This window comes from Nostoc sp. (assembly GCF_036919615.1).
Lineage (GTDB): Bacteria > Cyanobacteriota > Cyanobacteriia > Cyanobacteriales > Nostocaceae > Nostoc.
In genome coordinates this window covers 83,151-98,393 of sequence record NZ_JBALCN010000023.1, presented here as the reverse complement: position 1 = coordinate 98,393, position 15,243 = coordinate 83,151, and the positions used below count along the sequence as shown (strand labels likewise).

The following is a 15,243-nucleotide window of genomic DNA, read 5'->3' as shown; positions in this document are numbered from 1 at the left end:
AAAACCTAACATGTTTATCTGAGGGTATAGGCAACTTAACAACTTGCTTATACCCTTATTTATCTTTCATTGAAACAAATGACTAATGACTAAATCCAAAAATAAGTCAGAATGAGAGTCAGGACAGTTAGCGGTAGACCAAAACGTAAATGTTCCCAGAATGACAACTGATAACCAAGTTTTATAACAGCCTCAGCAACAATTAAATTAGCAACTGAACCTAACAAAGTTAGATTACCTGCCAAGGTAGATCCTGCTGCTAATAGTAACCAGGTTTTTGTGTCTGGATGGGGAAGTAAATGTTGTAATAGCAATACTGCTGGAACATTGGAAACTAAATTTGAAAAGAGAGCAGTAACCCCTAATATGCTCAGGGGAGTATCAACTAAACCGCCAAATAAATTCAATACTCCTAATTTTTCCACTCCAGCGGTCACAATAAACAGTCCAGAAAACATCACCAGTAAATCCCAATCTACATTATTTAAAATTCGTTGCGGTTTAATTCGTCTAGTAATAAACAGTAAACTAGCGGCTACAAGTGTTGCTTGGGCTGGGGCTATCCCAATTAAGAATGCAATTAATAGTCCTCCGGTTATCAATAGGCTTTTAGTAAGTAACGGTTTAAATACGCGGTAACGCACGGGGGTTACGCTCGCACAAGACTTAGTAGAACGGACATCAGGATAAAGCCACCACAGTAATCCAACTTGTATGAATAAACTTACTAATGCTATGGGAGTCAATGCTTTAGCAAAATTGAGATAGCTGATACCAGAGAAGGAACCAATCAGGATATTTTGCGGATTGCCACTTAAGGTAGCCACTGAACCCAGATTAGTTGCTCCCGCCAAAGCAAGTAAGTAAGGAATAGGATTGAGGTTCAAAGCTTGGGTTAAGCCGAGAACCAAAGGAGTCAGAATCAGAGCGATGGTATCATTCAGAAAAAAAGCGGAGAGAATTCCACTGCCAAAAGTTAAAACAATCAGCAAACCCAAAGGGCTGCGGGTAAAGTGTGTAACTGTATTAAGCGTTAGTTGGAAAAAACCAGCATAAGCTAAGTTTGTGCTGATTACCATCATGCCAAACAGGAAAATCAGCGTTTTATAGTCTATGGCAAGCCATGCTTCTTTAAGGTCTAATACCCCTAATGCCATGAGCAAAGATGCCCCAACTAAAGCAATACTAGCTCGGTTCATCCGCAAACCAGGTAGATACCCTAAACTCAAGCCTATATAAGTCAGCCCAATGATCATGTATCTGAAAACAATCATAATTTCGCTAGATGCTTTTGATGTGATGCCTTTCTATTAACTCCTGTTTTTGTTTCAGTACACAGAACCAAAAAACTTCTCAAGCCACAACTGCGTAGGCATAGCCCGCCGCAGGCATCGCTGCTAGAATCAAAGAAACCAAGATTGTAACCAGCACTTTTAACCACAAACCCAAGCTTTCACATTGCTCAAAGCTACACCAAAGCCAATGACACAGATGCTCCCCAGTATACGGTTCACGGAATTTTCGCTATTTCCTTGACGACACGAGTTGGGTGAAGTGTTGCAGATTCAGAGGCGATTGTGACAAGCAATACTGGAGTAAAATAACAATAAGATTCCCAACTTATTAAAAAAGTCGGGAATCTAGCCTTTCTAGTCAATCTGAAGAAATCTTGTTTGAAACAATAACCACAAACAATACTCGACCGTACCAATTTTAGATTTTAAATTTTAGATTGAAGAACTAAAAATTATTTCGGTTCATGCCCCGACATTGCTTGGGCGGAACAATTCCATTATCCAAAATTTAAATCATCTTGCCGCGTATCCTTGTGGTCGGGGTCAATCCAAAATCCAAAATCGTTCGACTGAGCGTAGCCGTACTCCTTCTCTACGTTCGCGCAGCGTGTCGCAGACAGACGCTCCGCGAACGGAGAAGCAAGCTACGTGTAGCGTTCCGCAGGAAAGTCCAAAATCCAAAATTATTTGACTGATTCGTGACCACAATTAGCTAATCAGGTGTCCTTCTATTTCGTTACCTCTGCTCCTGCTTTGTTTGACTCATTAGATAGAGCAGATTCTGTCTTCTCTGATTGCGTCTCACTCGTTTGTTGCAATTGGTTGAGATGAATGTTGTTCACTTGAACAATAAAGTGTTCTAATGCCTGACTTGCCTTTTGTTGCTGTTGGGTTTCGTCAGACACATCATAGCAACGATAAGGTAGAGTCACTCCCAATATAAATTTCTCTTGTTCAGCTTCTAACAATTCAACGGCTGTGTTAGCAGCAAGCGAATTCTTCTGAAAAGGAAAAGAGGTAACTATACTGGCAACTATAGAAGCAATAGCTGGGCAGAGTACAGGGAGCCACTTGAGCCAAGCTTGTCCTGCTTCTAATTTGTCTACCAGAACTAAAATTGGCGTGACCCCTGATAAAATCACTGTTGCAATTTGCAAACCATAGTAAAGGTTCCTTGATACACCCCTAATTCTTTTATAATCGTCAATCAAGTCTTGGCTATATTGTAAAGCCTTCCCTCTTGTCAGAGTCAGCGTATCTTTATCCCAGGAATTAGGATTAGTCAATAGATAACTATAAAGTTCAGCTTTTTTGGTGAGTTCAGACTGATAAGTAGCCTTCTTATAGTTCTGAAATACTTGTCTATTGATCAGCAGTAAAAAAAATAAAAAAGTTAGAGATATCGCTCCAGAAATTACAAATATTTTATTCTCCAAAAGAAAAATAATAAAGAGTCCAGAAGAGACAAAAGCTGCAAGTAATAAATACTCAATTACTTTCAAGTTGAACAACTTTTTTTCATCTGAAGGGGAGGATAAATTTTCAACTCTATTAGAAATCTTACTTTGGTTTTTTTGCTCAAGATTAGTTAATTCAGAAGTAGTCATTGCTTCTTACTTAATTTGTTATCGGGTGAAATGTAGCAATAAAATGAATGGCAATAAGTAGAATTGTTTGAGGGAGTAGAAGTCAGGATAAGTTCGCCAGAGAGCAGCTTTATTATAAATAGCTAGCCTTCTAACTTTTGCTTAGACATCCCTTCTACTATTGCTCTTAGGTAGTTTCTCCCTTCCCAAAACCTTCTAGCATCTGCTATTAGCTCTCAGTTTGTGATTGACTAGTTGGCTTAGAATGCTTTACAAAAGCCAAAAATGTTTCTTTCGGTTGACGTAAAATTATTTAAGTCCAGTGAATCTCATCAATCTAACCATACATACATTTGATTGATAATGCAAGGCTTTCTTTCTAGTAATTTTACGTAGGTACAAAGAATAATTTTGACATAGATAGCGTGCTTGCTTCAAAAAAATATATAATCTGAACTTTGCAATACTTGAATTATTTTTTTGAATTTTAACTTTATTTGGGATGTTAAGCTGTCGCGCAGAGATTGGCGACAACTATTTCGAGAGAAAATTATATAAGAGTCTGTGATTTATCAAGATATCCTTCAAAAAGGAAGACAGCAGGAAGCGCTAGCACTGATAAGATGCGAACAATTGCAGAAATTAACGAGAAAATCAGCCGCCAACGTGCGGTAGTGTTGACAACTGAAGAATTAAAAGCACGAGTTGTTGAAATCGGTGTTACTAAAGCTGCTAAAGAAGTTGATGTAATTACCACTGGCACGTTTGAGCCGATGGAATCAAGTGGTGCAATTATTAATCTCGGACACACTGACCCCCCGATAAAAATTCGCCGTTGCTGGTTAGATGGCGTGCAAGCATACTCTGGTTTTGGGGCAGTAGATTTATATTTGGGTGCGAGTTGTGCTATGGAAGCGATGGACGGGGAGGAAGTCCGAGAACGTGGTGGTGGTCATGTAATCGAAGATTTGATCGCTGGTAAACCTATACATGTAAAAGCACAAGGACAAGTAACAGATTGTTACCCGAGAGCAAGTTTTGAAACTACAGTTACCAGTGAAACGATTAATCAGTTTTATTTATTTAATCCGCGCAATCTTTATCAAAATTTTATTGTTGGTGTAAATGGTGGCGATCGCCCCCTCTTCACCTATCTCGGCCCTTTACAACCGCGTCTGGGGAATGCAGTTTATTCTAACCCCGGTGCCATTTCCCCCTTACTCAACGACCCTGATTTGCAACTCGTTGGTATAGGTACAAGAATTTTTTTAGGCGGTGGTGTTGGCTATGTCGCCTGGGAAGGCACTCAGCACTTCCCCTTACAAAAGCGTTTAGCTAATCGTACACCGATTGGGCCTTCCGCCACTTTAGCTTTAATTGGTGATGCCAAGCAAATGGATGCTCATTGGGTGCGAGGTTGTTACTTCAAAAGTTATGGCCCCTCATTGATGTTAGGCGTTGGTGTACCACTCCCTGTATTAAATGAACAAGTAGTTGAACACTGTGCTGTGCAAGATCAAGACTTAGTAGCCCCAATAGTAGATTTTTCCATTCCCCGGCGTGTCCGTCCCACTTTTGGTTTGGTGAGTTACGCCCAGCTTAAATCTGGGCGGATCACCATTGAGGGCAAAGCAGTACGCTCTGCCCCCTTAGCGAGTTTGTTTTTTTCTAGGCAAGTCGCCTTAGAGTTGAAAAAGTGGATCGAAGCAGGTACGTTTACCCTCACAGAACCAGTTGCCCCAATTCCGATGGAGCGATCTTTTCTACCCCAAGACCGTCGGACGGATTTTTGATACTGGGGACTGGGGGTAAGAATTTTAGATTTTGGATTTTAGATTGAAATTTAATCTAAAAGACGCTTGCAGACTTGCTCTAAGCGAACACGAACAGCGTCTCTAAGAGTTGCCATGCCGTTGGCGCAGCCTCGGTAGAGTTGGCTTTACGCTGTGCTATCGTCAACCCAAAATCCAAAATTGAATTGCTCAATGCCCTACTCTTGAGTTGGTTTCGGTCGCTTGATGGGCTTAGGAGTGGGCATTTTTGGTATAGGTTTTGACACCACAGAGGGGTCGCCGCCTGCGCCTGTTTTCTTGATAGGACGTGGGGTTTCGCCACTGCGTCTGGGGGGGAATGGTTTTCTACCACTAGCACCACCAGAACCACCGGCACGAGGACCACCTTTGAATGGTGGTCTGCGTTTTTTGGGCAAGTCAGCGATCACCTCAGCTTTTTCTACTACCAAAACGTCAGCTTCCCGCTTGGCTTGGAAGTCCCAGAATTTTCCCACTGCTTTGGTGGTTAGTACACCCCTCAATTTCAACTTAAAATACTTGGGTTTGTCAGTTGATTTGCGTGGAGCCTGCCTAATCTTGACTACCAAGCTTTTAGCATCAAAAGATTGGTATACTACTTCACCACGAACAGAAAAACCACCATCTGCAACTTCTGATGAGGGGATCACCGCAGTTGTACTTAGTTCAGATTTCTCGGATAAGCCATCATCGGTCGTCTGTAACTCTTGCAACTCCAAATCTGACTCGTCCTCATCTGTTGAGTTTTTAGCCAGATTTTCTGGCTCCCAAACTCCGACGATTTGGATGTGCAAGGTATCATTTTCTTGTCTTGTGCGTGGATATACTACCCATAAATGTTCTTTTTCTAAGTCTAGATGATTCTTGACTAAGCTCATAATCCGGCCTAGGAGGACGGCATTGAGTTCTACACCATCTATGGTCAGCAGCGTACCTTGAGTAAATTGTTCGCTGCTAGCATGATAGCGACCCCGGACTAACCCGATCGCTCGGTACTGCATCGGTTCGCTGGGAGGCGGAATCGGTTGCTGTCGATTGACTAAGTTCCCATTTGAGTCAGTCTCACTGGGATTGACAGGCGAATTTTCAAGCTTAGAGGACTGGGCTGCTATATGAACATTAGCGGCTGCCTCTATGTTAGTTGGGCCCTGGTTAGAGGCAGAGGAATTGGAGGATTCAGGCAACGGCATCAGGTCGGAATTCATAAAAACTCCTTGCGGCGGAGACACATCCCATTGTGGGATTTTACAAAGGCAGCTGGAAAGAGCATTTGTGCGACTGATGAAAGTATATTAGCTTTTCACAAAGTCACACTAGGATACTCTAGACAATCCTAAAGGCGCTAAATTTAGTGTATAAACACTAAATGTGTAATTTAGCGCCTTTACACTAGTTTCGGAAGCATATCATAGCTACAATTTTGACGGCTCCTCCTAAAGTCATCACTTACTTTAGCAGTGTGGATAGTTAATTGTTATAAAATTCACAGGCAATTGGCGGTATTCCGCAAAGTTTTAGAAATTTTTAACTTTACGATTTGTGTAAATGATAATGTCATTAAAGTTCAGGAGAAAGACAAAACTGTGTCTCAACCGCGCAATCGCTGGATAGTTCAAGTCGTCTTGGCGCTGGCAATTCTTGCTTTTGTGGGTGTTTCGGTAATTCCCATAATTGGAGCATTTAATAATACGCCATCCTCAAACCAGACTACCGCTAGCAGCAGAGGCAGTTTGCCCTCCGCTGACCAAAAATCAAAACTGGAAGACGAAGTACGGGGTTATGAACTGGTTTTGCAAAGGGAACCAGAAAATCAGACTGCGCTTAAGGGCCTATTACAGGCGCGGCTACAATTACTGAGTCAAAAAGAAAAAAGTGAGATTAAACCAGCTGATATCCAAGTTGTGATTGAACCCTTAGAAAAGCTAGCCAAGCTGAATCCTGAACAGTCAGAATATTCAGTGCTACTAGCTCAAGCTAAACAGCAAATTGGCGATCGCGAAGGAGCCGCTCAAGCTTATCGTTCGATTTTGTCCACCAAACCAGGCGATTTGAAGGCTTTGCAAGGAATGGTGGCTCTGTTGATCAGTCAGCAACGCCCCGAAGCAGCCATTGGTTTGTTGCAAGAAACCCTCTCTAACGCAGCCCAAGCAAATACAATTCAGCCCGGAAGTGTAGATACAGTAGCCGTGCAGGTGCTGTTAGGTTCTGTTCACGCTTCCCAGAAACGCTACGCTCAAGCTAGCTCTGCATATGACCAAGCAATTAAGAAAGATCCCAAGGATTTTCGCCCTGTTGTGGCAAAAGCGATGCTCCTGAAACAACAGGGCAAAGACGCAGATGCAAAACCTTTGTTTGATAGTGCCGCAGCTTTAGCACCTGCTCAATACAAAGACGAAATTAACAAGGCAGCAACAGCTTCCCCCATTCCTAGTCCTGCCACATCTAAAGCGCCTTCATTGGAAAGTACGCCCAAGTAATGGGGAGTGGGGCATGGGGCATTGAAAAGAGTCAAAGGGGCGGGGTGCAGGGGGCAGAGGGGAAAACATCTTTCTTCTCCCCTGCACCCTGCCCCCCTGCTTCTTTAGTCCCTAATCCTCATCCCCTTACGCTCCCTCAATGGCAGCAACGATACCAAAGACCAAAAACAGGCATCCACCAATAAAGGTGAGTTGACGCTCAGAAATGCGTCCGGCAATCATTTTGCCGCCGATAACTGCGATCGCAGCACAAATGGCATGTCCTAAAATTGCACCTATTGTGACTCCAATTGGATTATTACCTGCTGCTAGAGCAATAGTGGCAATTTGCGTGCGATCGCCCCACTCTGCCATAAATGTCAACACAAAGGCTTCTATTATAATTCCCAAGGAAGTCTTTTGCTTTGGTAGCTGCAAATCTGCTTTTTTCACCGCAGCTTCGGCCTCTTGTACAACTTCTGTATCACAAGCAGCAGCGGACATCTTACTCGCGTCGTACAACAGCTTGATACCAAAGGCAATAAATAAAGCTATTTCGGCGTAATGAATATAAACTTTTGGCAACAAAGATACCGCTTGTCCAAATAGCACCGAAAGGATTGTCATCGCGGCTAAAGCAGATGTCACACCTATAAACACCAGCCGCCGCGAGTGGTGCATTGCCAAAATCACAGCAATAAAAAATGTTTTATCGCCTAGTTCCGAAACTGTTATTAGTAATAAACTTGCGGTAAAAGCTGTTAGCACTCTTTCAAGCTCCTGAAGAATCGTTTACCGATGTGAAGCTTGATGAGAACCAAAAGACCTCACCAAGTTTACACTTTTCGGTGTGAACTTAGTGAAGGTCTCGCTTTCAAATATTGATTACTTGCCATCTGAACCAGGCTCATCGCCAGTATGTTGATTCAGATGTACTGGCTTTTAGTTTTTTAGCCAGCTAGCTACTCCCCTTCTACGCGAATGTGATTGTACCTCTTTCTCCAGCTAAAAGTCAAGAGTCGAGAATGGAGAGAGAGTGAAGCGGCACTTTTCAAAACAGACATTGCACTCACACTACAACCGTGTAACCTGTTGGCTGTGTAGGGTAAAGCTACCAATAAAGCCAGAGGTGACATAATAATCACCTCAACTATTACTTACCCGCACATAATGACAATTCATTCAAAAAAGTGGATCGATGAATCGATATAATCATGCACAAGGCTAATACCAAATTCTTTTCCATCACGCAAGTCCAACTAACTTTGCACTTAATTCCCACATGCGATCGCCTTTTTCATGATCACGCGCTTGCGGAGAAACCTTTTGAACAAAGGACTTGCCATCTTCCTTCTGGCGATTTCCCCAACTCCAATAAGCACCAGATTGATTGTACTCAGGATCGGCAACCACCGCAGCAACCCGTTCTCCCGCCAACTCTTGAGACACGTATCCCCCAGTGATATACTTCTGGAATAATGGGAAGATTTTCTGAAACAGGGGATAGTGGTTTCTAAATAGCGGCGTTTCTGCAACACATCCCGGATAGAGAGAATTAAAGATGATACCGGTTGACTCGTGATAGCGCTGGTGCAGTTCCCGCATAGTCAGCACGTTGCAAACCTTGCTATCCTTGTAAGCTTTGACTGGTTCAAATTTCTTGCCGTCAATCATCGAAATTGGCTCTTTAAATCCTTCTGCAAAGCCTTGCAAATCTCCCAAGTCAGGACGTGGCGGAATTTTCCCACCCAGCTCGTCTGGATTGTGAGTGACAGTTCCTAAAATGACGAGCCTTGGCTCTGAAGATGACTTCTTCAGATCCTCTAGCATCAGGTTGGACAATAGGAAATGTCCGAGGTGATTTGTCGCAACGCTTAACTCGTATCCTTCTGGACTGCGTAACGGTTCCTTTATTAAGGGCATATAAATTGCGGCGTTGCACACCAAAGCATCTAGGGACTTTCCACTAGCTCGGAAGTTGTTCACAAACTGTCGAACGCTTTCCAAGGAGCCAAGGTCGATATGTATGCTGGTGTAACTGTTGTAGGGGATTTCTACAGCTTGGGCAGCTTTTTGTGCCTTCGCTAAATCCCGACAGGCGAGTACCACATACCATCCCCTTTCAGCAAGAGCTTTTGCAGCATACAAACCCACCCCCGAAGAGGCACCCGTAATTACAACCGTTGGCTTCTGATGTTGTTCCATTCTGTTCAGCCTTCATTGACTGTCTCTAGGATCTCACACCAGTGAGCCATCATTGTCACCAGCTTTTTGAATACTGTATTAGGCTGAACTAAGATGACAGAGTTACAAAACTTGATAACGTCATTAGATTTTACTGTTAGGCAATCATTCACTTCGATTGAGTTTCTCTCTTAAAAGAGCTTCTACCTCGCTCTCAGGATTGTCAAGATTGAAAGGATAAGGTTGTTGTGTAGCAGAGTCACAACGACTTATCAAAACTTGTAATGCAGCCCGAAAAGCTTCTTCTTGATTTCTATGTTCTGAAATATACCGTTTTAGTTCAGCATTGGTCATTTGGTTGAGATTCTGCATTATAGAACAAATTTCCAAGCTTTTAAGGCTGTAACCAATCCCGATCAGGCTTTGTGATTTGACGAGCATTGTTGTATGCCATGTCAAGTGTAAGACATGTTGAAGCTCGGTAAAAGGTTGAATGTCTCTCAACAACTAAAGCAAGGTCTGCTCGTTGAGGGTTTCCTATACACAGTGGTAGAAGTAATTGAATCTGCCCTTTGTAGTATTGGGGGATTGCTGTCTTGTAATTCCTGCAAACTCTTTCTTTCGCATTGTCTATCGCTCCCTTCAAGAAAGTTTGAAGAGCGTAGTTATCCATAGATTTGTATGGCTCTGGAAAACGTTCTTTGTTCTCTTCAATGATATGTTCTACATTTATTCTCAAATCTTTGCGAGTGTCAAAAACAAGTGAAGCTGGGTCATCAAAGTAGTGAGCTAAATCAGGAAGTTCTGGAAAGCTGTTTAACTCCCAGCGTCCTCGACGGAGCCAAGCCTTGAAGAACCAAAGTTGTACGTCTGTTTTGCGATTAACTTCAAACGAAGCATAAATTGCCTCTTGGCTAGGTGTGACAAGACCTGTATTAAAACAACTGTATTGACCATCCTCAGAAAGGGAAATTTTTCCTTCTTCAGCAACCTTGCAGTAGGTGTAACGAATGTAGTTGTAAAGAACTGGAAGAGAACGATCAATAACCGTATTTTGATAATTCCAGTCTTCCGATTCAGTCTCCTCCTTTGCTAATTTCTGAAGACTAGCATCCATATCTGGAATAAACGCAAATTCAAAAAAATCTTTAGGCCACATACTTTCAAGACTTAATTTAGGGCTTAACTTACTTGAGAGCTAATTAAAGGTGGGTGATACCCACCCTCCGCTCGTGAAATCTAATATCTCTACTTACTGCAAATATTCTCGTGTTAACTTGTGATTGCCAAAAATTTCCATGTCATATTCAATATTATCTAAAAGAATTGAAAAATTTGTTCTGTCATAGTCTCCCTCACAAAAAGTTTCGAGGCACAGATCATTGTCTTCATCAATATACGCCTTCATAAATACGAACTCCGAATTCAATTCGTTCATATATTCTAAAAGGTGTATTCTCTTAACATTTGACTCAAGAGAATAAAGAGTTCTAATTAATACCCCTCTACCTGAAATATATTTAACAATCAAATTTTGCTTTCTAGGATGACGACATAAAAGTAAATCATCCCCTTCTTCAACATGATATCCATTGAACTCCAAATGATTACGATATCTTGCTAAGGAATGGGCTACAGAATCACTAATACTCATTTCTGGCATGGCTTAAAACCTCACAATTTTTTTTAGAAGAGCAGGTAAACTAAACTTATTATTCCCACCCAACCTATAATTTGATCAGGACTAACACCAAAACTCATATTTTCCTTGTATCTTTATATCTTAGGGATTAAGAAAAACATTTTTTAACCCCCAAGACCCAATAACTAATACTTCCGCTCTTTTGGCTCAAACATGGTAATCGCTACGGGACGATATTGAATATCAATTCCTGCTGGTGAATAGTAAGCCATTGTGTGTTTCAGGAAGTTGGTATCATCTCGCTGCGAATAATCTTCGCGGAAATGAGCGCCACGACTTTCTTGACGATTCAGGGCTGATGCCAAAATAGTCTGTCCCACTACCATCAAACTTCGCAGTTCCAAGGCTTCTACGAGTTCGGTATTCCAGCAACTACCTTTGTCATCTAAATAAATTTGCGGAAATTGCTGTTGTATTTCTTCTAATTTGTGTAACCCTTCACTCATTAATGCCTCTGTACGAAAAACACCGCAGTACTCAGTCATACAATCCTGGAAGGCTTGACGGACATGGTTAATGCGGTACTGCCCTGGTTGTTCTAGCAAAGCTTGAATTTGTTGCTGGGCTTCCGTTACATAGCGTTGCTCATCTACAGAGGGCAACTTACGTTTTTGCACAAATTTTGCGATCGCAGCCCCAGTCCGTTTACCATAAACTACACATTCCAGCAAAGAATTACTCCCCAAGCGATTCGCACCATGTACGGAAACACAAGATGTTTCGCCAGCGGCAAAGAAAGCATCAACCAAACCATCGCCACTACTGCGGACTTGCCCATCAGTATTAACTGGGATACCACCCATACAATAGTGAATTGTCGGACGGACTGGCATCGGTTGAGTTACCGCGTCAACACCTACCAAACGGTGTGCTTCTTCCCAACAGAAGGGGACGCGACTCATAATTTTCTCTTTGCCCAGATGGCGTAGATCCAGATAGACAAAGGGGCCACCAGCACTACCATTGAGATGAATACCACGACTGGCGCGAATTTCGTAAGCGATCGCCCGTGAGGTAATATCACGAGGAGCTAGTTCCATGCGACTAGGTGCATAGTTCGCCATAAAGCGATCGCCTTGGGAGTTGATCAGATAAGCCCCTTCCCCCCGTACCGCTTCCGAAATCAGCACTCCTACTGGATATAAACCAGTGGGATGAAATTGGACAAATTCCATATCTTCGAGGGGCAAACCGGCGATCGCAGTCATTGCCAAACCATCACCAGAAGAAGCGTAATCGTTAGAGGTGGTGTTATAAACGCGACCATAGCCTCCTGTAGCAAACATCACCGCCTTGGCTCGCACCACCTCGATATGTCCATCCAAAAGATGGAACATTACCACACCCTTAGCCTCATTTTCTGACAAAATCAGACGCATCACATACCATTCTTCATAAACTTGCACCCCATAACGCCGCAAATTGTTAACCAATTCGTGCAAAATCGCGTGACCGGTCTTATCGGCGGCGTAGCAAGTACGGTTGTGGGAATGTCCACCAAAAGCCCGTTGAGCAATGCGTCCATCGGGTAAGCGAGAGAACAAAACGCCCATGTGTTCCAAGTCAATTACCACATCTGGTGCTTCTTGGGCGAGAATTGCCACAGCATCTTGGTCTGCCAAGTAATCAGAACCCTTGACAGTATCAAAAGCATGTGCTTCCCAACTATCTTCGGAATCAACATTTTTCAGCGATGCAGCCATACCACCTTGAGCCGCGACTGAGTGGGAACGAATTGGGTGGGTTTTGGCAACCACAGCAATATTTAGACTGGGGTCAATACGGGCAATTTCTACAGCAGCGCGACATCCTGCTAATCCACCCCCAACAATAATCACATCGTGTTCCAGCATAATTAGCCCTCTGATTGCAAACCACTGCTGTTCTATTGTAAAGAGGTGATTAATCAGGAATTGCGATCGCTTCTCTACAAAAAAATTCCCTGCCTATAGACAGGGATGCATTACAAATTTTGAAATTAGGAGTGAAAAGTTAAAAATGAAGAGTTATGGAACAGATGAAGTCACTCATAACTCTTAACTCATAACTCCTAACTCTTTAGCTAGTTGCTTGTACAGGTTGTTGCTGAGACACATTGCCTGGTATGGGTTCCATTTTGGTTCCAGGTCCTACAGGAGTGACTTCAATATGATTTAACAAGGTAGTGACAAACGCAAACAACAAGAAAGGTAGCGATAGCAGAACGACGAGACCCGCTGTTGCTAAAGCGTACACGGGTCGCTTGGCACCCATCAGCGCCAAGGCTGATGCCAAACTTAGGGTAATTGTAATCAACCAAACAATTATTTGACCGTAGATATCACCGAAAGTCAGGGTACAGACAAACCGATATTTTTGAATATTATTTCCGCTCATCACATTTGCCTCAAGTCTCTCCTAATAGGTTCTAGGTTAGAACCATGTTTGCCTTGTTGACAATTTCTAAATATTTTTGCAAGCTTTGTAATATCACTTTACAATGAACTTTTATTGTTACAAAGCGCAATTCCTAGTACAGCGTGGCGTAAATAAACCGACCATACCCTACGGGAAGCCCTTCTCCTGTAGTCGTCACAGCTTGGAATTCTCTCCCTTCTCTTGTACTATCGTGTACACACGAGTCCTAAAAACCTAGTAATGCAAGAGTGTGTTATGCCGTACGGCTAACGCGCCATCCTAGATTCAAGCCAATGTGCTGAACAGTTGGCACAAAGACTAAGTACAGTATTTCATTAATTCGTAGAGAATTAAATTTGGCAATATGTTGCAATGCCAATCTATCCCGATGCAATGCCCATTCATATCAATTCAATGTTAATGCGTCGACCACATTGTGAATGTGTCCCCTTACAATGCCAATGCATCTCAATTCAATGTTAATGCGTCGGCCACATTGTAAATGTATCTCCTTGCAATGCCAATGCATCCCAATTCAATGTTAATGTGTGTGGCCACATTGTGAATGTGTCCCCTTACAATGCTAATGCATCCCAATTCAATGTTAATGTTAATCTGTTTCCCTGCATTAAAAAAGCTACGCTTTTACGCAAAACTGGACTAAGAAAGCTCGATGTTGATATAGACTAAGTTTTTTAGTAAAATTTTTCGCAATCCTGATCACTTCTTTAACAAATAGACTCTTTGCTTAAAGCCAAGATAATTTTTGTCATTTGTGAAATTCCGGATATTTAGGATATAGGATTTATTTTTTTGCTAGTAAATATTAACTAGATAAATCCAGCAAAGTCAGGATGTAAAAATAGATTTTTTGGTGTTAAATTTTGAGTATTGCCCGAATTTGTTGACTTCAATCAACAAAACCCTTTATTTTTCGTGGCAATATTGTTTTAGGAGTGAATGTGAATACTATTTTTCTTCGTAAAGGTGTTTTTTGGTTGCCAATTATAGCTGCTCTTGCAGTCTTGAATAGCGGCTTATCTGCAAGTGCCGAGACAGTGGACAAGGTGAGCAGTCAGCCATTAACCGAGCCTTCCGCAACCGTAGCGTCTCCCAAAGAGTTTAGTACAGAACTAGACACTGCAAGCCAAAATCTCTCTACAGAAACAACTGAAACATTTACAGTAACAAATTTAACTAAGGCACAGCAGTTCCCCAACGCTGCGATACTGGAAAACCCCAGTGTAACACCTACACCCATTCCAGGCACAGTGGCAACCTCATCTGCGACGCTCACTTCTGAGTTTGTACAACCAATTTCTCAAACTACTGCTCAACCATCTGCTCCCAAAGTGGCGCAATCGGATATTGATTTAGGTAGAACTACCCGTGGTGGCAGCAGCTACATTGGCGTTGCTGCTAACATTGGTTTGAGTGGTGATGCTGACTCGTCTTTGAGCGACGGTAACTTCGCGGTAGTCAGTAAAATCGGACTGACAAATTCTATATCGGTGCGACCCTCAGCCGTATTTGGGGACAACACCACAATTCTACTTCCGATCACCTACGATTTTTCTTTCAAGTCAGCAGATGCTTTTAGCGAACCGTTAGCAATTGCACCTTACATCGGAGTGGGTGGAGCTTACAAAACTGGTGATGATTCGCAATTTGCCTTTTTGGTATCTGGTGGCATTGATGTGCCTCTAACTCGTCAATTCACAGCAACGGCTGCTGTGAATGCCGGATTTTTCGATAAAACTGATGTGGGCTTGTTGTTAGGAGTTGGTTACAACTTTACTGGCTTTTAAAAGT

The 15,243-nt window shown here is 42.5% G+C and carries 13 protein-coding genes; 3 read left to right on the top strand and 10 right to left on the bottom strand.

The features are described 5' to 3' along the window. Positions 1–89: 89 nt before the first annotated feature. Together V7K48_RS08310 and V7K48_RS08305 are read right to left on the bottom strand one after the other, a co-directional pair. The gene (locus V7K48_RS08310; RefSeq protein ID WP_335071313.1) at positions 90–1,274 is read right to left on the bottom strand and encodes an anion transporter; all 1,185 of its coding nucleotides are present in this window, start codon (positions 1,272–1,274) and stop codon (positions 90–92) included. A 749-nt stretch (positions 1,275–2,023) separates the two neighbouring features. Beyond that, positions 2,024–2,902 carry a DUF4231 domain-containing protein gene (locus V7K48_RS08305; protein ID WP_335071311.1) on the bottom strand — a complete coding sequence of 293 codons (879 nt, stop codon included), beginning with the start codon at positions 2,900–2,902 and terminating at the stop codon, positions 2,024–2,026. A gap of 602 nt (positions 2,903–3,504) precedes the next feature. On the opposite strand from V7K48_RS08305, the gene V7K48_RS08300 reads away from it, so the two are divergent. After that, positions 3,505–4,674 carry a homocysteine biosynthesis protein gene (locus V7K48_RS08300; protein WP_335071309.1) on the top strand — a complete coding sequence of 390 codons (1,170 nt, stop codon included), beginning with the start codon at positions 3,505–3,507 and terminating at the stop codon, positions 4,672–4,674. Between the two features lie 197 nt (positions 4,675–4,871). On the opposite strand, the gene V7K48_RS08295 is transcribed toward V7K48_RS08300, so the two are convergent. Beyond that, positions 4,872–5,897, bottom strand: a complete 1,026-nt coding sequence (locus tag V7K48_RS08295) for a hypothetical protein (protein WP_335071307.1) — start codon at positions 5,895–5,897, stop codon at positions 4,872–4,874. A 378-nt stretch (positions 5,898–6,275) separates the two neighbouring features. Between V7K48_RS08295 and V7K48_RS08290 the strand changes: the two genes are divergently transcribed. Then, positions 6,276–7,169 (top strand): tetratricopeptide repeat protein, encoded by an 894-nt coding sequence (locus tag V7K48_RS08290; RefSeq protein WP_335071305.1) that lies wholly within the window; start codon positions 6,276–6,278, stop codon positions 7,167–7,169. A gap of 126 nt (positions 7,170–7,295) precedes the next feature. Here the strand turns inward: V7K48_RS08290 and V7K48_RS08285 are convergent, their stop codons facing one another. From V7K48_RS08285 to V7K48_RS08255, 7 genes are all read right to left on the bottom strand, one after another. Further along, positions 7,296–7,916 carry a TMEM165/GDT1 family protein gene (locus V7K48_RS08285; RefSeq protein ID WP_335071303.1) on the bottom strand — a complete coding sequence of 207 codons (621 nt, stop codon included), beginning with the start codon at positions 7,914–7,916 and terminating at the stop codon, positions 7,296–7,298. A gap of 477 nt (positions 7,917–8,393) precedes the next feature. Then, positions 8,394–9,353, bottom strand: a complete 960-nt coding sequence (locus V7K48_RS08280; RefSeq protein WP_335071301.1) for a protochlorophyllide reductase — start codon at positions 9,351–9,353, stop codon at positions 8,394–8,396. Positions 9,354–9,497: 144 nt separating this feature from the next. Continuing rightward, the gene (locus V7K48_RS08275) at positions 9,498–9,704 is read right to left on the bottom strand and encodes a DUF6887 family protein (RefSeq protein ID WP_335071299.1); all 207 of its coding nucleotides are present in this window, start codon (positions 9,702–9,704) and stop codon (positions 9,498–9,500) included. 22 nt (positions 9,705–9,726) lie between these two features. Then, positions 9,727–10,491, bottom strand: coding sequence for a DUF3825 domain-containing protein (locus tag V7K48_RS08270; RefSeq protein ID WP_335071297.1), 765 nt, complete (start codon positions 10,489–10,491; stop codon positions 9,727–9,729). A gap of 93 nt (positions 10,492–10,584) precedes the next feature. Further along, positions 10,585–10,995, bottom strand: coding sequence for a DNA mismatch repair protein (locus V7K48_RS08265; RefSeq protein WP_335071295.1), 411 nt, complete (start codon positions 10,993–10,995; stop codon positions 10,585–10,587). A 164-nt stretch (positions 10,996–11,159) separates the two neighbouring features. Continuing rightward, positions 11,160–12,887: a succinate dehydrogenase/fumarate reductase flavoprotein subunit gene (locus V7K48_RS08260; protein ID WP_335071293.1), complete on the bottom strand. Its 1,728-nt coding sequence runs from the start codon at positions 12,885–12,887 to the stop codon at positions 11,160–11,162. Positions 12,888–13,092: 205 nt separating this feature from the next. Beyond that, positions 13,093–13,410 (bottom strand): hypothetical protein, encoded by a 318-nt coding sequence (locus tag V7K48_RS08255; protein ID WP_322678631.1) that lies wholly within the window; start codon positions 13,408–13,410, stop codon positions 13,093–13,095. A 983-nt stretch (positions 13,411–14,393) separates the two neighbouring features. On the opposite strand from V7K48_RS08255, the gene V7K48_RS08250 reads away from it, so the two are divergent. Beyond that, on the top strand, positions 14,394–15,239 hold the full coding sequence (locus V7K48_RS08250; RefSeq protein ID WP_335071291.1) for a hypothetical protein: 846 nt from the start codon (positions 14,394–14,396) through the stop codon (positions 15,237–15,239). Positions 15,240–15,243: the final 4 nt, after the last annotated feature.